The sequence below is a fragment of the Comamonas sp. NyZ500 genome, assembly GCF_016772095.1.
In the GTDB taxonomy this organism is placed as follows: Bacteria; Pseudomonadota; Gammaproteobacteria; order Burkholderiales; family Burkholderiaceae_C; genus Comamonas; species Comamonas thiooxydans.
Map to the genome: position 1 here is coordinate 65,795 of NZ_JAEIJE010000012.1, position 16,220 is coordinate 82,014.

Consider the following 16,220-nt stretch of genomic DNA (forward strand, 5'->3'; position numbering starts at 1 on the left):
ACAAAGCCGGCCTACTGGTGGCAAACCTTTAGGAAAGCACAAATAGATGGCAATATTTTTAGTCACACCACTTGCGAACAACGTTCAAGCAATCAAGTCCGCCATGCAGGCTACACAGCACCCAGAGACTGGCCCGGCTGTAGACTTTTATGAGCTACAGAACGGTGCTGGCTTTTTGGTGTCTGACAGCGGAACAACAGAAGAAATTTGCTTAAAGATTGGCATCCTCGATCGAGACAGCAATGAGAAACCATTGGGCTCTGCAATGGTGACCCGTGTGTCTTCGTACTACGGCATCGGCCCAACTGTTATGTGGGAGTGGATGAAGTCCCGCATGGAGAAAGGCTGATGCGTACAGTCGACTCCGGCCTTGAGGAGGTTGGCGGAAGTCAAACCCCCTCCCAATCTCGGCCCAGCCACACTTACCCAAGGCCCGAGGTTGATGAGCCACCGACTGCGACTACCGCCTTAAACAAGGCGCTTGGTGCTGACGTCCGTCCAGGCGCCATTGCTCGGAGTGACGACGCCCCACACATCTGGTCAGAGATCAACAATCTGAGCCGACAGATTGGTCGCCTGGAGAAGCAAGTTGAGCTGACCAGTGGCGATCTCAGTCAGCACAGGCAAGTCATTGATGATGTGAAGAGGGACACACAATCTCTTTGCACCAATCACGACAAGTTTCGTATTGAGATTACAGCTAGTGGGTCAACCTCTACACAAGCCATTCAAGCCGCCGAGCAACGGCTATCGCAAAAGCTTGATCTACTGCAGGGTACGACCACCACCATCAAGGACGGCCTCACCCACTCAATCGACACTGCAAAGACCGTCTTAGAAGGCAAAATCGGTGACCTAAAGTCTGATCTTTCAACGGCGTCAACCAACATTACGAGCCTCCAAACTGAGCAAGCCTCCAATGCCAAACTTCTAAAGTTCGTCTCGGTATTGTTGCCTGTAGTCGGCTTAGCGTTTACTTTTGGTGCTCCTTGGATCTGGAAGTACTCCATACAGCCAGGGATTGAGAAGAATGTTGAAAAGTCTGTACTTGAAGAACTTGCAAAACAAAAGGTTCACGAGGACAAGCTCGCCGAGGCCAAGCGCACAAATGAAGCGCTTCAACGTGAAAACGATGAGCTAAAGCGCAATCAAAAAAAGTAAGTCTGGTATCCCTCATCACTCTCTTAAAGCAACCCGCCCTAACCCGGCGGGTTTTTTATTGCCCAAATTGCCCGTAACGACAGGCACAAAGGGCACTGATAACTCTTGCTTTAGGAGTTGGGGAATGCAAAACACACAGAGTGCACACGTGTGCACATCAAAGCGGTTCAGCGCACGGAGGGCCGAGGCATGAGCGCACCCATCATTCAACTGGACGGGGAACCCACACCCCGCATGCGCAAGCGCAACCGGCGGGCCTATATCTGCAAGGCGGCATTAGTGGCAACGGCCTTGACCCTGGCCGCACTACGCGTGGCGCTTGACGGTGGAGTGCTGTGATGCCCAACGCATTGACCGACACCCAGATCGAACTGAGCGGCGTGCTGCTGCAAGACGCCGAGGTCCGCACCCGCCCCATGGGCGACGACAACACCGCCATGCCCGTGCTCTGCCTGGTCATGCAGACAGACGGCCACTGCACTGCCCCTGTAAGGGCCGAGCAGGTCTACCCCGCCGGATTGCGCAGCGATGCAGACCGTGCTGCCAAGAGCATGAAAAAAGGCATGCGCGTCACGGTCTGGGCACCCATCGCCCAGCTGCGCACCACGCTGGGTATGTCCACCCGCATCCAAGTCCACGGCCGCGCCACGCAGGCCAACGCAACCCCATCCAAGGAGGCAGCACATGCCCGATAAGTCCACCGCATGTATGCAACTGGTCAGCGACCTGCTCAACCCCGATATGTTTGGCTACGCCTGCAGCCCAGAGGTGAGAGACGCCGCACGTAGAGCCCTGGGCATCATTGCACCCGAAGCCACGCTTGAGGCCCCCTTCGTACCCGTACCAGCGTCATCCTCGCGCGACTCGCACTTCTATTTGGCTGGCTGGAATGGATGCGCCATTGGGGTGAGTGCCGATGAGCACTTTCAAAGGGCTATCGAATCCGCTCCCATCGCCAAGAGCCGCAAATCGCAAGCGGAGGTGCGTCATGACTGATACCCAGGACACCATCACCCAGGCCCTGCCCACGCCAGGCGCTGGCGAACGCATGGACCATGTGGCCATCACCAGCATTGCCCGCAGTCTGACCAACCCGCGAAAGCACTTCGACCCGGCCAAGCTGCAGGAGCTTGCCGACAGCATCGCGGCCAGCGGCGTGCACCAGCCCATCCTGCTGCGCCCGTTGCCACCACACCGCCTGGAAGACACGCACCGCGAATCCCGCGCTCTCAAACAGCCCGCGCCCGAGTATGAATTGGTGGCCGGCGAGCGCCGCTGGCGTGCCTGCCAGCTGGCCAAGGTTGCGCAAATCCCTGCCATGATCCGCCCCATGACGGACGAGCAGGCCCTTGAGGCCCAAGTCATAGAAAACCTGCAGCGCGAAGACGTGACCGAGCTGGAAGAGGCCGAGGGCTATGAGACGCTGATGAAGCACAGCAGGCTAAATGCCGACCAGGTCGGAGAAAAGATCGGCAAGAGTCGTGGCTATGTCTACGGCAGGCTCAAGCTGCTGGACCTGTGCCAGAAGGCCCGCGAGGAGCTGCGCAAAGGCCAGATTGATTTCAGCAAGGCCTTGCTGGTGGCCCGCATCCCGAACGAACAACTACAGCTCAAGGCGGTCGCGTACATGACCAAGCCAGACTGGCAAGGCGACGTCCCCAGCTACCGCGAATGCGCCAAGCACGTGCAAAGCGAGTTCATGCTGAAGCTGGACACCGCGCGCTTCAAGATCACCGACGCCAGCCTGCTGCCTGAAGCAGGCACCTGCACCGATTGCAAGAAGCGCACCGGCGCCAACAAGGAGCTGTGGAGCGACATCAAGAGTGCAGACGTGTGCACAGACCCCAGCTGCTTCCACAAGAAGACTGATGCGCACACCGCTCTGATGGTGCAGGAGGCCAAGGACAAGGGGCAAAGCGTCATCGTCGGCAAGGAAGCCGAGGAACTCGCCTCCGGCAGCTACTACAACGCGAAGATCAAGGGTTATCGCCGCCTGGATACGGCCGAGGACAGCCCCACCAACGAGCCGCTGCGCAAGATTATCGGCGCACAGATGAAGGCCGAGGGCATCCAGCCCGTGAAGATCGAGAACCCGCGCAAGAAGGGCGAGCTGATCGATGCGCTGCCCAATGAAACAGTGCTGCGGCTGCTGAAGATTGTGGATGGCCAAGCCCAAGCAGCCAAAGAAGTGAGCAAAGAAGTGCGCGACTTTGCCAACGACAAGAAAGCAAAAGCCGAAGCCAAGGCGAAGAACCAGTACGAGCGAGCCTGGCGCGATGACCTGCTGGACACAGCCTGGCAGGCCATTAGCAATGACGAAGGGATCGGCTTCACGACAGAGATCCACCGGTTCTTGCTCTTACGCGTGGTGCACAGCCTTGCGACCGATGACGTGGCTGCGGTCGCAGATGTACTGGGCTTGGGTCGAGTTGCCGCTCACAGCGCCTTGATCGAGCACGCCAAAGAAACCAAGCGCCCCGACCAACTGCACATGCTCTGCCTCATGCAGCAGGACAACCGCATTGACAACCCCACCTATGGATACCGCGTCTCCAATGAGGGCCTGATGCTGGTGGCCAGCGCCGCGATTGGCGAAGGCTTGCAGAAGACAATCAGTGCGCTTAAAGCGGCTGGCACCGACAAATTTCTGCCGAAGCCCCCCGCTCACCCCACCGCACCCAAAGGCGATCTACCCCTACAACCGGCTGCGCGTGCTGGCGGGGGTGCTGCGCGAAGCAAAAAAGGGGCGGGCAAGGGCTCTGCCGCTGTAGCCAACGAGGCGCCAAAAACTAGCGCTGCGCATGCGTCTGCACAAATCGCCGAAGCATTGCAAGAGTTGCAGGAATCGGGCGCGGCCACAGCCGCGCTGGGCGTCGATGGGGCGCCTGTGGCTGACGCCCAGGCACCCACTTCAGGCGCTGAAGCGCAGGGCAACGATGCAGCTCCTGTCGATGCTGTGGCATCGCAGGATCTGCCGCCCTCCTCGACGGCCGCAGATGATGACCTGGCCGAAGACGATGGCAAGCAGCAGCCTGCGGCTGTCCCCGGCCAGCAGGGGACCGGGTTCGCGGTCGACTCCCTTGTGCGCGTGAAGGACGGTCTGCGCGGCCCCAACAACAGATTGCGCAAAACTTGCGGCCGAGTGGGCGTGGTACAACTGGGTGCGCCTGGTTGCGATATTCCTGTGAAGTTCGGCCCTCGCTCCCACGAAATGGCCATATTCAAGCCCGAAGAACTGGAGCCTTACACCGCCCTGCCCACTATCGGCGAGCGCGCCCGAGTACTGAAGGTGCTAGACCCACAGTCTGAGAACAGTGCATTTGTGTGGAAGCAAGGCACCGTGAAGGGCTTGCAGTCAGACGGCTATCTGATTTCCTTTCATGACCCCAAAGGCGGCGTGCCGACCAACGCGGTTTTCATGCCTGAAGAGCTGGAGGCTATCGAATGACTACCGCAGAAAAGACATGCACTGGCTGCGGCGAGTCGTGGCCATACGACAAAGAGTTCTTCTTCAGCGGCGGACACCGGCGTCTGATGAGCGTCTGCAAGGCCTGCTACACCGAGACGCACCGGCCTGCAGGATCGCGTAGCAAGCCACCAAAGGTTGCGCCCACCAACTGCATTCCCGCGGCTGTGCTGCAGGGCATTTTTCGCAACCTGGTTACTGGAGCGCACGCATGAGTCGCCGTCACTTTTACCAGCAACCCCAACAGCATGGGCGCAACCCGCTGATGGTCTTCAATAAGCACAACAGCAAGCTCACGCCTGCCGAAGTTGCCGAGACCATGGACTCACTACGCACGGCCTTTGCGCACATGCGAGAAGGCGTGGCCACTCACAACGAGTACGTGGTGCTGCATTCCAACATGCTGCTTGCGCAAGAGATAGAGCGCATGGGTATCGTGCGCGGCCTGCAGGAGCACATAACGGCCGCGTTGCAGGCCTGCGCCTCCTACCAGGAGCGAAGCGGCTATGCAGAAAGCTGGACACCCAGCGATATCCACTTCCATGAGCTGGATGCACTGGGCTCGATGTTGGATCTCCACGAGTTTCAGCTGCAGCAGCTCACTGCCCGCGAAGTACACCTGGCTGCACAGCGCCTGGTTGCCCGCACCAAGTCTGCCAGCGGCGAGGTCTACCAGGCAGACAACAGCATGACCACCCTGACCCCCCACAAACAAGAACAAAGACAGCGAGCTTGACCATGGCCACCATCGCATTCAACTGCACTCCCGCAGCACTGGACAAAGAAATGGCTGCTGCCTACTGCTCAGTAGGCATCACCATGTTTGAACAGATGGTTCAAGACGGGACAGCGCCGAAAGCCCGCCGCTTCCCCGGTCGCCGCCGCGTTGCCTGGCTGCGCTCTGAACTTGACGCCTGGTTGGCAGGCCTGCCTCTGTCCGACCTGCTGCCGCCTGATAACACCGGGGCCAAGAAGCCACGCAAAGACTCAGTCAGCGCAAATATTCGCACAGGCTTAGCGAACTAAAAGTGAGCACAACCACACAAGCTCACCCAAGTGCAGCCAAGCATTCATATACAAACAAGATAGCATTCACTAGGCAGGCACCAGTCTCTAACGCATCTTGATTGATTTAATTCAGGACCAAGCAAAAATGGGTGAGCTCATAAAAATGCAGCCCATAGAAGGACTGTACAGCCACCCGAGCCAATCAATAAGCCAAAATACGCGCCTTAGCAGACTGCGCTTGACGCAGCCGCATCGCGATCTCAGGAGTACTAATGATTACGTCGTTGCAATTGAAAGACTGGAAAAGCTTCGAACAGGCAACGCTGTATGTTGACCCCGTCACAGTGCTGATAGGGGCCAATGCAAGTGGCAAATCGAACGCTCTGGATGCACTTCTGTTCCTGAACCGAATTGCAAGTGGCGCAATGCTAACTGCCGCACTACAAGGAGATACGGGCATGTCTGCCCTGCGTGGAGGCGTGGAGTGGGCAGTACGCAAACCCGGGAAGCTCTTCTCCCTCAATGCGACTATTCGCACTGAAGACACCACCGACTATGAGTTCAGCGTTGAGTGCTCAGTGAGCGACAATCGCTGTGAGCTGGTTTCAGAACAACTAACTCGCGTTAAGTACAGGCTCAACAAGGATAACGCTCGAAAATCCGAAGTTGGGCGCATCAAGCTATATAGAACCGATGCATGCACGGAGGATTCTCCGACAATTGTCGCCCGACTCTACAACGAAAAGCAGGGCACTCCACGACAGCTCGGCCGCGGGCATACAGTCTTATTTCAACTCGTAGGTCAGAAGCTGCGTCAAGAAATTCAAGATGGCGTAGCTGCTGTTGCGAATGCCTTGCGCAATATTTTCATTCTCGACCCAATCCCTTCTCATATGCGTGGATACGCATTGCTGTCTGAAAAACTGGAACCCGATGCCAGCAACGTTGCTGGAGTAATCGCGGCACTGTCTGATGACAAAAAGAACGAAATTGAAGAAACACTAACTCGCTATGTAAGCAGACTACCTGAGCGAGATATTCGAAGGGTATATGCGGAAACTGTCGGCAAATTCAAAACTGACGCGATGCTCTACTGCGAGGAGCACTGGCGCGACGCTGGCGATCAGCAAACCATTGACGCTCGTGGTATGTCAGATGGGACTCTACGTTTTCTAGCCATTCTGACTGCTCTGCTTACCCGTCCACCTGGAAGCCTATTGGTAGTGGAAGAAATCGACAATGGCCTGCATCCATCTAGGGCTAGGTTGATGCTGGAAATGCTCAGAGATGTTGGCGGTGCACGTGGTGTTGATGTCCTCGTGACTACACACAACCCCGCACTACTTGATGCAATGGGAATGGAAATGCTCCCCTTCATTGCGGTAGCCCACCGAGAACCATCGAGCGGATTTTCAATTTTGACACTACTGGAAGATATCGACAACTTACCCAAATTGCTTGCTCAGGGGCCCGTGGGCAAACTTTCTAGTCAGGGCATCATCGAAAAAACATTAGAACAGCAGGCACAGGAGTCCCAGGAATGAGTCAGAAGGTTCTAATCATTGATACATCTGTACTCTGCTGCCTACTTAAAGTGCCAGGAAAAGAGACTGCAGGTCCGCTCGAAGATCAATGGGATTTCAATCGCATCTCTCGCCTACTCAATGATGAGCAACGGCAAGGCAGCATTTTCGTACTGCCAATGGCGACATTGATAGAAACAGGCAACCATATAGCACAAGCCCCTTCATTACGATTTGAGTGTGCGCAGGCTCTATCTGTGCAATTAAGGGACGCTGCAGATGCTCAGACTCCTTGGGCAGCATTCACGGACCAATCGTCACTATGGGAGGCTGCCAATCTTCGCCAACTTGCCGATATTTGGCCTCCATTGGCAAGCGGGGGTCTAACTATCGGAGACACCACAATCAAGGACGTAGCAGAGTACTACGCACGAAGTGGAATGACTGTGGAGATTCTCACAGGCGATGCAGGTTTGAAAGCATATCAACCCGTTCAGGCAGCCCTCGTTCCTCGTAGACGTCGGTAGCCCACTAGCTACGCATTCAATAGCCGCATTTAGCGTCCGAGGCTGCATAGACCTGCAACTCACAAGCTTCGGACGCATGTATGCACCTGTAGCAGCAGACTACTGGATGACAAGCGCTTCCCAGTGCTCAGAAAGTCTCGTCAGCCACTCCCGTCGCTCTTTGTCATAGCTATGACGGTTGTAAACACCGACGATTCCGCTGGGTAAATGCCCCAACACCGCTTCGGCCACGCCATCCGGGCACCCCAACATGGCTAGAGTGGTGCGCACAGTGCGGCGCAGGTCATGTGGTGCCCAGGGCTCAATATCCAGTTTCATTTTTCCATTGGCACCTAGCCGGCCGTTGGTTCCTGGCCGACTGCACCACGCTGCGACACCTAGCACTTTCTGCTCAACATGAGGCAGCATCGAGCCGGGCTGCGACGGGAACAGATGGCCAGCCCCATAGGCCGCAATACGCCGGCGCACCAGCACAAGGGAACGTCCTACCAAAGGCACACGCAAATCAGTGGCCAAGTCATTGCGAGCCATCTTCAGCTTGCTACGAGGGATGGTCCACCACCAGCCATCCGACTCTTGAGTGACCTCCTGGCCCATCATCTGCACCAGCTCGGAACCACGGCAGCCCGTCCACAGATACAACGTAAAAAGATCATCCAGCAGGCTGGACAAGTTGGGCAAGAACCGAATCAGCGCCACAACCTCAGCGCCTTGTAGTGCGCGAAGGTTTACTCCCTGGTGCTCGCCATCGATGATCTTCCCCCGGCTGCGCAGCTTTCCCTTGAGTATCAGCCGCCACCAATTAGGAGTCTCTTCAGAGATCCGGCCAGCATCGAGCGCATAGTCCCAGGCAGCGCCCAGCTCTGTGCGCAAATTGTTGGCCAGGACAGGCGTGCTCGCACCGACCTTCTCCAGCAATGCAAACGCATGTGTGCGCTTCACATCCTCTGGCTTCATGGGCAGCAGAAAATCGCTGTAGCCCAACATCAGGCGCCGTGTCTCCCTCTGCCCCTTGAGCTTTCGGTGCCGCTCCACATGGCCCTGCAGGTAGTCCTCGATAAGGCGCTCGACGGTATAGATACCCTGCGCCTCTTTGAGATGCGCCTTGGCCTTGGCCTTGGCCACCGCGCCTGCACGCTTCTTTTCCTTGGCCAAGTCTTCACCGGCATCACGCCTGGTGCGTAACTCATCCCACACACCCAGCGCCGCAGCGAAGGTCATGGCAGGCCACTGCCCCATCGCCACCTGGCGCATGCGCCCATCGATGGGGCTTTTGTATCTGTATGTCCAAGTCTTGCGCGTGGCAGAAGCCACAAGTCGCAGGCCGGGAGCATCATCGACAATAATGTGCTCCCCAGCCGCCAGAGCCTTGGCTTTCTTCGCATCGAACCCCATGCCGCAGTTCCTGATCGGCGTAGGTTTCCCGAGAGGACCCCAACCAGCTCGGCGTAGATTCATAAAAATCAACGCCAAAAACCTACACCAAAGCGCGAAGTTTAGATGGGTTTTGGCATGACACAGACACACTGTAAATAAAAACAGCAAACCATACTAAGTGATTGATTTAAATAATTGTTATGAGTGAATCCTGGATAAATCAAGCACTTAGCGGCGGCGATATCTCTGCACATACACCTATGATGCAGCAGTACTTCAAGCTCAAAGCCGACCACCCCGACACGCTGGTTTTCTACCGCATGGGAGACTTTTACGAGCTGTTCTTTGGCGATGCCGAAAAAGTCACGCGCCTGCTGGACATCACGCTGACCACGCGCGGCCAGACCGCAGGCCAGCCTATTCCCATGGCCGGCGTTCCGTTCCACGCCCTGGAAAACTATCTGGGCCGCCTGATCAAGATGGGCGAGTCGGTGGCGATCTGCGAGCAGGTCGGCGAGATCGGCGTGGGCAAGGGTCCGGTGGAGCGCAAGGTCGTGCGCGTGGTCACGCCCGGCACACTGACGGACAGCGAGCTGCTTTCCGACAAGAGCGAAGCCATTCTGCTGGCCCTGCACACCGCCGGCCGCCAGCGCGTGGGACTGGCCTGGATGGCCATGACCCAGGGCCGCATTCACATGGCCGAATGCGCGGCCGATGAACTGGGCGCCTGGCTGTCCCGCATCGCGCCCAGCGAAGTGATCTACAGCGCCGGAGTTACCGAGCGCTTCGAGCAAGCCCTGTTTGCCGTCAAGCACAGCGGCGCCATCAGTTGCCCTCTGTCGCCCCGCCCTGACTGGCAGTTTGACTCGGGCCTCGGCGAGCGCAAGCTGCTGGAGCTGCTGGGCGCGGCCAGCCTCAAGGCCTGGGAGGTCGAAGGTCTGCCGCTGGCCCATGGTGCCGGTGCCGCCCTGCTGTCCTATGCCGAACATACCCAGGGCCGCAATCTCACCCATATCCACGCCATCCAGGTACAGCGTGACGACGAGCTGATTGCCCTGCCGCTGGCCACGCGCCGCAATCTGGAGCTGGTCAAGACGCTGCGCGGCGAAGATGCGCCCACGCTGTTTTCACTGCTGGACAGCTGCATGACCGGCATGGGCAGCCGCCTGCTCAAGACCTGGCTGCTGGAGCCCGAACGCAATCGCAAGGCAGCCATGCAGCGCCTGGAAGCAATTGGCGTGCTGCGCGGCACCGGGGCAGGCATGGCCCCCTGGCAAGCCCTGCGCGCCGAGCTCAAGGGCGTGAGCGATGTGGAGCGCATTACCGCCCGCATCGCCCTGCGCCAGGTGCGCCCGCGCGAGCTGGTGGGCCTGTCCAAAACACTGGAAAAAGCGAAGCTGCTGGCGCAGTCCGGACAGGCTCCGTCGGCCTATCTGACGCAGATCTTCAGCGACCTGATTCCGCCCGAAGGCTGTGCCGAGCTGCTGGCGCGCGCTATTCATGAAGAGCCCGCAGCGCTGGTGCGTGACGGCGGCGTGATCGCCACGGGCTTTGACGCCGAACTCGACGAGCTGCGCGCCATCCAGAACAACTGCGACGAGTTTCTGCTGGAGCTGGAGGCCAAGGAAAAGCTGCTCACCGGCATTCCCAACCTGCGCGTGCAGTTCAACAAGGTGCATGGCTTCTATATCGAGGTCACCAACAGCTACAAGGATGCGGTACCCGAGCGTTTTCGCCGCCGCCAGACGCTCAAGAACGCCGAGCGTTACATCACGCCCGAGCTCAAGGCTTTCGAGGACAAGGCCTTGTCGGCCCAGGAGCGAGCGCTGCAGCGCGAGAAGTTCCTGTTCGAGCAGCTGCTCGACCAGCTTCAGCCACATGTGCCCCAGCTCACGCGCGTGGCCCAGGCGATTGCCGCACTGGACGTTCTGTGCACGCTGGCCGAGCGCTCGCTGACGCTGAACTGGGCCGAGCCGCAGTTCGTCAGCCAGCCCTGCATAGAGATCGAGGCTGGCCGCCACCCCGTGGTGGAAGCACGCATGGCAGAGACCTCCAGCGGCAGCTTCATCGCCAACCACACGCGCATGAATCTCAACACGCGCATGCAGATCATCACCGGCCCGAACATGGGCGGCAAATCGACCTATATGCGCCAGGTGGCCTTGATCGTGCTGCTGGCCAGCATGGGCAGCTATGTGCCCGCCGGCGCTTGCCGCCTGGGGCCCATCGATGCCATCCACACGCGTATCGGCGCCGCCGACGATCTGGCCAATGCCCAGTCCACCTTCATGATGGAGATGACCGAGGCCGCGCAGATTCTGCATTCGGCCACGCCCCACTCCCTGGTGCTGATGGACGAGATCGGCCGCGGCACCAGCACCTTCGACGGACTGGCCCTGGCCAGCGGCATTGCCAGCCAGCTGCACGACAAGACCAAGGCCTTCACGCTGTTTGCCACGCACTACTTCGAGCTGACCGAGCTGCCCGCCAAGGCCAAGGCCGCCGTCAACGTGCATGTCAGCGCAGCGGAGTCGGGCAGCGACATCGTGTTTCTGCACGAGATTCAGGCCGGCCCCGCCAGCCGCAGCTACGGTATCCAGGTGGCCAAGCTGGCCGGCATGCCGGCCGGCGTTCTCAACCATGCGCGCCATGCGCTGGAGGCACTCGAATCCCAGGCTGGCGAAAACGATCTGCAGGTCAATCTGTTCGATGCACCGGAGCTGGTGGACGCCAGCGCCGCGCCCAGCCCGCTGGATCAGGCCATGGCCGACGTCAACCCCGATGCGCTGAGCCCGCGCGAAGCGCTGGAAGTGCTCTACCAGCTCAAGAAACTGAGCGCCGGCACCGCCTAAGAACACGCTCCAAGCCTTGCGGACTCAAGCCCGGGCCTGATCTCTTCGGGCCCGGCCTGTTCAGGCCTCCAGCAGTTGCTGTTGCTGCTCCTGCGCGAACGGGCTGCGCTGCGGTACTTCGCCCAGCTTGAAGGCAGACACCTCGCCCATCAGACGTGCGGCCTGCTCGCGCAGGCTGGTCGCTGCAGCGGCCGACTGCTCGACCAGGGCTGAGTTCTGCTGCGTGGCATCGTCCAGCCCGGCCACGGACTGGTTGATCTCGGCGATGCCGCGCCCCTGGGTCTGCGAAGCATCGCTGATCTCCTCGATGATTCGCGTCACCCTGGCCACGGCGTCCAGCAACTCCTGCATGGTGGCCCCCGCATGCGCCACCTGCTGCGATCCGCTGCCCACCTGGGTCACGGAGTCAGTGATGAGCTGGCGCACTTCCTTGGCAGCTTCGGCCGAGCGCTGGGCCAGGCTGCGCACCTCGGCCGCCACCACGGAAAAGCCGCGGCCCTGCTCGCCGGCACGCGCAGCCTCCACGGCTGCGTTCAGCGCCAGGATATTGGTCTGGAAGGCGATGGAGTCGATCACGCCGATGATGTCGGCAATCTTGCGCGACGAGTGGTTGATGCCCTCCATGGTCACCACCACCTGCTGGAAGGCCGTTCCGCCACGCTCGGCCACGCCGCGCGCCGACTGCGCCAGCTCGCCCGCGCTGCGCGTGGCCTCGGTATTGGCCTGCACGCTGTCCGTCAGCACCGACAGCGATGCCGCCGTCTGCTGCAAGGCACTGGCCGCCTGCTCGGTACGCTGGCTCAGGTCCTGGTTGCCCTGGGCCACCTCGGAGCTGGCCACGGAAATCGAATCGGCTGCCTGGCGTACGGCCCCAACCATGCGCTCCAGTGACGAGACAAAGCGGTTGAAGGCCGAGGCCAGCGCCCCCACCTCGTCATTGCTCTCCACCGGCATGCGACGGCTCAGATCGCCATGGCCGTCGGCAATCTCCTCCAGCATGCGCGCCGCGCGCCCCACGGGTGCCGCAATCGCCCGGCTCACCAGCCAGATGACCAGCAGGCCGATGCCGCCGCCCACCAGGCCGGCCACGGCCGAGGTCAGCGCAATGGTTCGCCGCACGCCGCCCAGCACCTGGGCCTCGGGCAGCTCGGCAATCACGTACAGGTCCAGCTCGGGCACGTAGGAGGAGGCAATCAGTTGGCGGCCCGAGGGCGCCTCGTACATGGCATGGGCAAAGCGCTCGCGGTTCAACAGCGCAGCGCTGAGCTCGGCGCTGAAACCGGGCCGGTCCTTGAGCCAGTGCTTGCCATCCACCAGCGCCGGGTCGCGGTGCACGAGAATGCTGCCGTTGCCGCGCACCAGGGAGACCGAGCCGGATTCGCCCACCTGGTAGGCGCGCACGGCCTGCGCCAGCTCATCCACCGACAGGCCCAGGCCCGCAATGCCCTGCCTGCCCTGGCCGGCATCGAAACGGACATTGATGAACAGCATATAGGCGTTGGAGCTCACGTCCTTGTCGATCTCCAGCACCTGCGACTTGTCCCCGGCCAGCAGCTCATAGAACCATTGGTCACCCTGGCCCTTGGGCGCCAGCTTGCGCATCGGTCCCTGCTCGCCGAAATACTGGCCCGTGCTGCCCGAGACCCAGAACACCGATGAGGCCCCGGCCTGCTGCTTGACGGCCTGGGCATACCTTGCCCAGGCCGCATTGCCATCCTCGGGCTCGCCCGCGGCTTCCCAGTCCAGCACAAAGCTGTTGCCGGCCACCGACCTGGCCATGGCCAGCGGCGTACCGATCTGGCGCAGTATGTCGTTGCGGATCTCCCCCACCACGGCCGGCAGCTCCTGACCCACCACACGCTCGCGCAGGCTGGCCCCCGTCAGCACAAAGCCCAGCGTCGTGGAAATCGCCACGAACAGCAGCAGGCAGCTCACCATGCTGGACATGAGCTTGGTCCGTATCGACAGGTTGCGAAATGCGTGCATGGGAGGCCCTCTTCTAACCAGCTGTAAGCAAGTGTTCTATCAAGGGGCGGCATCTTCTCACGCATACAGGCGCTGCATCTCAGGGACTTCCTCAGCCCGTTCTCACACCCAGGCATGGGCGCGGCACCGGCAGCAGTTACAGAGCCATAACCGGCATTATTAAAACCCTTCTAGAATCGCGTAGCAGCCTGTGTTTGAAGCTATACATTTAGAAGCACTCAGCGCTTGCTGCGCCTGACATTCATACGTTTTTCATTATTGTCTCTATCACCCATGACATACTGCGTCGCCCTCAAGCTCAACGCCGGCCTGGTGTTTCTGTCCGACTCCCGCACCAATGCCGGACTCGACCAGATCAGCACCTTCCGCAAGGTCATGCTGTACGAGCAACCGGGCGAGCGCTTCATGGTGCTGCAATCGGCCGGCAATCTGTCCATCACCCAGTCGGTGCGCGAGCTGCTGGAGAGCTTTCAGCTGCACGACACGACCACGGACGAGATGCTGACCATCTGGAATGTGCGCAGCATGTTCGATGCCGCGCGCGTGTTGGGCGCGGCCGTGCGCCATGTGCATGAGCGCGAAGCCACGGCCCTGCAGCGCGCCGGGGTGGACTTCAATGTCTCCATGATTTTCGGCGGCCAGATCCAGGGCGAGCGCATGCGCCTGTTCCAGGTCTATTCGGCGGGCAACTTCATCGAGGCCACGGGCGAGACGCCCTACTTCCAGATCGGCGAATCCAAGTACGGCAAGCCCGTGCTGGACCGCGTCATCACCTCCGAGACCCCGCTGGACGAGGCCGCCAAGTGCGCTCTGGTGTCCATGGACAGCACGCTCAAGTCCAACCTCTCGGTGGGCCTGCCGCTGGATCTGATCGTCTACGAGAACAACCGCTTCGCCACGGACCGCATTGTCTGCCTGGATGCCGACAACCCCTATCTGCGCATGCTGCACGACAGCTGGGGCGAGCGCCTGCGCCATGTCTTCGACAGCATCGACGACCCGGCCTGGGACGGCGGCCAGACCGACACGCCGATTCGCATTCACAGCCCGCGTGCGCACCCGCTGGTCAAGGTCGGAGCACCGACCGCCTCGCGCTCGGCCCATGGCCTGGGTGCGGGCAACTGCCCGCCCGCCGCGCTGCGCCAGCCCGTGGTGCCAGCTCAGGCGGGCCTGAGCATGGCCGATGAATACCAGCGCCTGCAGACGGCAGAGGAGCAGGCGCGCATGCAAAGACAGGCAGGCCTTTCAAGGCGCTAAACTGATCGTCGCTCCGACGCCCCTTTGGGGCGTTTTTCATATCCAGCCCGCCTCTCATGTCCCAGTCCACTGCAACAACCGGCAAGCCCAACACCCTGCCCGTGGTCTTCGCGCACGCCAACAGCTTTCCCATCGGTACCTATCGCCTGCTGTTTTCTCTGCTGCGCCAGCGCGGCATCGAAGCCGGCGGCGTGCAGCGCTTCGGCCATGATCCCAAGCGCCCCGTCACCAACCACTGGCCGCATCTGGTGGACGAGCTGATCGAATACATAGACCAGCAGGTCGAGCGGCACGGCCAGCCGGTCTATCTCGTGGGCCACTCGCTGGGCGGCATTCTGAGTTTTCAGGCGGCCTCCAAACGCCCCGATCTGGCGCGCGGCGTGCTGCTGATCGACTCGCCCCTGCTGGGCGGCTGGAAGGCGAACGCCGTGGGCCTGGCCAAGCAGACGCAGATCGTGGCCTCGGTCTCCCCCGGCAAGATCAGCCAGCGCCGGCGCACCACCTGGGCCAGCAACGAGGAGGCGCTGGAGTATTTCCGTGGCAAGAAGGCGTTTGCCCAGTGGCACCCGCAGGTGCTGCAGGACTATGTGCAGCACGGCCTGGAGGACGACCAGGGCAAGCGCAGCCTGCTGTTCAGGCGCGAGGTGGAGACCGCCATCTACAACACCCTGCCCAGCAATCTCAACAACCAGCTCAGGCGTCACCCGGTGCGCTGCCCGGTGGCCTTCATCGGCGGTCGTTCATCGGTGGAGATGCGCCAGGTGGGCATGGAGATGACGCAGCGCATCACGCGCGGGCGCATCACCATGCTGGACGGCGGCCATCTGTTTCCCATGGAGCGGCCCGAGGCCACTGCCGCCGCCATCGAGGCTTCGCTGCTCAATATGGAGCAGACCATTCTGCAGAAATCCGCTGGCAGTACTCATAAATAAATAGCTTATTGCGCTTTTCAGATAACGATTTCAATATCAAAACCATCTGAAACTCAATAAAAACAAGCGCTAGCAGCTATGAAAAAAGCCGCTTGCTATCACGCAAGCGGCTTTTTTGTGGGCAGCGCCAA

The 16,220-nt window shown here is 60.2% G+C and carries 14 protein-coding genes; 12 read left to right on the top strand and 2 right to left on the bottom strand.

Annotated features, from left to right (window positions below; translation table 11 throughout):
• The first annotated feature begins 46 nt into the window (after window positions 1-46).
• The 9 genes from JAO85_RS17445 (at window position 47) to JAO85_RS17485 (ending at window position 7,179) form a co-directional block, all read left to right on the top strand.
• Window positions 47-349, top strand: coding sequence for a hypothetical protein (locus JAO85_RS17445; RefSeq protein ID WP_202788626.1), 303 nt, complete (start codon window positions 47-49; stop codon window positions 347-349).
• A complete protein-coding gene (locus tag JAO85_RS17450; protein ID WP_202788627.1) occupies window positions 349-1,161 on the top strand; it encodes a hypothetical protein in 813 nt (270 codons plus the stop codon). The genes JAO85_RS17445 and JAO85_RS17450 overlap by 1 nt, the downstream gene beginning before the upstream one ends.
• A gap of 189 nt (window positions 1,162-1,350) precedes the next feature.
• On the top strand, window positions 1,351-1,500 hold the full coding sequence (locus JAO85_RS17455; protein ID WP_202788628.1) for a hypothetical protein: 150 nt from the start codon (window positions 1,351-1,353) through the stop codon (window positions 1,498-1,500).
• Window positions 1,500-1,856, top strand: coding sequence for a hypothetical protein (locus tag JAO85_RS17460; RefSeq protein ID WP_202788629.1), 357 nt, complete (start codon window positions 1,500-1,502; stop codon window positions 1,854-1,856). The genes JAO85_RS17455 and JAO85_RS17460 overlap by 1 nt, the downstream gene beginning before the upstream one ends.
• On the top strand, window positions 1,846-2,157 hold the full coding sequence (locus tag JAO85_RS17465; RefSeq protein WP_202788630.1) for a hypothetical protein: 312 nt from the start codon (window positions 1,846-1,848) through the stop codon (window positions 2,155-2,157). Before JAO85_RS17460 ends, JAO85_RS17465 begins: the two co-directional genes overlap by 11 nt.
• On the top strand, window positions 2,150-4,609 hold the full coding sequence (locus tag JAO85_RS17470; RefSeq protein WP_202788631.1) for a ParB/RepB/Spo0J family partition protein: 2,460 nt from the start codon (window positions 2,150-2,152) through the stop codon (window positions 4,607-4,609). Before JAO85_RS17465 ends, JAO85_RS17470 begins: the two co-directional genes overlap by 8 nt.
• Before the next feature lie 229 nt (window positions 4,610-4,838).
• Window positions 4,839-5,363 (top strand): hypothetical protein, encoded by a 525-nt coding sequence (locus tag JAO85_RS17475; protein ID WP_202788632.1) that lies wholly within the window; start codon window positions 4,839-4,841, stop codon window positions 5,361-5,363.
• A gap of 2 nt (window positions 5,364-5,365) precedes the next feature.
• Complete coding sequence (locus JAO85_RS17480; RefSeq protein WP_202788633.1) at window positions 5,366-5,653, top strand: AlpA family transcriptional regulator; 288 nt, start codon at window positions 5,366-5,368, stop codon at window positions 5,651-5,653.
• 254 nt (window positions 5,654-5,907) lie between these two features.
• The gene (locus JAO85_RS17485; RefSeq protein ID WP_202788634.1) at window positions 5,908-7,179 is read left to right on the top strand and encodes an AAA family ATPase; all 1,272 of its coding nucleotides are present in this window, start codon (window positions 5,908-5,910) and stop codon (window positions 7,177-7,179) included.
• A gap of 605 nt (window positions 7,180-7,784) precedes the next feature.
• On the opposite strand, the gene JAO85_RS17490 is transcribed toward JAO85_RS17485, so the two are convergent.
• On the bottom strand, window positions 7,785-9,080 hold the full coding sequence (locus JAO85_RS17490) for an integrase family protein (protein ID WP_202788635.1): 1,296 nt from the start codon (window positions 9,078-9,080) through the stop codon (window positions 7,785-7,787).
• 242 nt (window positions 9,081-9,322) lie between these two features.
• Here JAO85_RS17490 and mutS point away from each other — a divergent pair, with 242 nt between their 5' ends.
• Window positions 9,323-11,914, top strand: coding sequence for a DNA mismatch repair protein MutS (gene mutS / locus JAO85_RS17495; protein ID WP_202788636.1), 2,592 nt, complete (start codon window positions 9,323-9,325; stop codon window positions 11,912-11,914).
• A gap of 60 nt (window positions 11,915-11,974) precedes the next feature.
• Here the strand turns inward: mutS and JAO85_RS17500 are convergent, their stop codons facing one another.
• Window positions 11,975-13,900: a methyl-accepting chemotaxis protein gene (locus JAO85_RS17500; RefSeq protein ID WP_087864791.1), complete on the bottom strand. Its 1,926-nt coding sequence runs from the start codon at window positions 13,898-13,900 to the stop codon at window positions 11,975-11,977.
• Between the two features lie 273 nt (window positions 13,901-14,173).
• On the opposite strand from JAO85_RS17500, the gene JAO85_RS17505 reads away from it, so the two are divergent.
• A complete protein-coding gene (locus JAO85_RS17505; protein ID WP_039049121.1) occupies window positions 14,174-15,157 on the top strand; it encodes a proteasome-type protease in 984 nt (327 codons plus the stop codon).
• Between the two features lie 56 nt (window positions 15,158-15,213).
• Entirely contained in the window at window positions 15,214-16,089 is an 876-nt protein-coding gene (locus JAO85_RS17510) for an alpha/beta hydrolase (protein ID WP_202788637.1), read from the top strand.
• Window positions 16,090-16,220: the final 131 nt, after the last annotated feature.

Coding starts and splice junctions, on each gene's coding strand:
- JAO85_RS17445 (WP_202788626.1), top strand. CDS start 47: ATGGCAATATTTTTAGTCACACCACTTGCGAACAACGTTCAAGCAATC.
- JAO85_RS17450 (WP_202788627.1), top strand. CDS start 349: ATGCGTACAGTCGACTCCGGCCTTGAGGAGGTTGGCGGAAGTCAAACC.
- JAO85_RS17455 (WP_202788628.1), top strand. CDS start 1,351: ATGAGCGCACCCATCATTCAACTGGACGGGGAACCCACACCCCGCATG.
- JAO85_RS17460 (WP_202788629.1), top strand. CDS start 1,500: ATGCCCAACGCATTGACCGACACCCAGATCGAACTGAGCGGCGTGCTG.
- JAO85_RS17465 (WP_202788630.1), top strand. CDS start 1,846: ATGCCCGATAAGTCCACCGCATGTATGCAACTGGTCAGCGACCTGCTC.
- JAO85_RS17470 (WP_202788631.1), top strand. CDS start 2,150: ATGACTGATACCCAGGACACCATCACCCAGGCCCTGCCCACGCCAGGC.
- JAO85_RS17475 (WP_202788632.1), top strand. CDS start 4,839: ATGAGTCGCCGTCACTTTTACCAGCAACCCCAACAGCATGGGCGCAAC.
- JAO85_RS17480 (WP_202788633.1), top strand. CDS start 5,366: ATGGCCACCATCGCATTCAACTGCACTCCCGCAGCACTGGACAAAGAA.
- JAO85_RS17485 (WP_202788634.1), top strand. CDS start 5,908: ATGATTACGTCGTTGCAATTGAAAGACTGGAAAAGCTTCGAACAGGCA.
- JAO85_RS17490 (WP_202788635.1), bottom strand. CDS start 9,080: ATGGGGTTCGATGCGAAGAAAGCCAAGGCTCTGGCGGCTGGGGAGCAC.
- mutS (WP_202788636.1), top strand. CDS start 9,323: ATGATGCAGCAGTACTTCAAGCTCAAAGCCGACCACCCCGACACGCTG.
- JAO85_RS17500 (WP_087864791.1), bottom strand. CDS start 13,900: ATGCACGCATTTCGCAACCTGTCGATACGGACCAAGCTCATGTCCAGC.
- JAO85_RS17505 (WP_039049121.1), top strand. CDS start 14,174: ATGACATACTGCGTCGCCCTCAAGCTCAACGCCGGCCTGGTGTTTCTG.
- JAO85_RS17510 (WP_202788637.1), top strand. CDS start 15,214: ATGTCCCAGTCCACTGCAACAACCGGCAAGCCCAACACCCTGCCCGTG.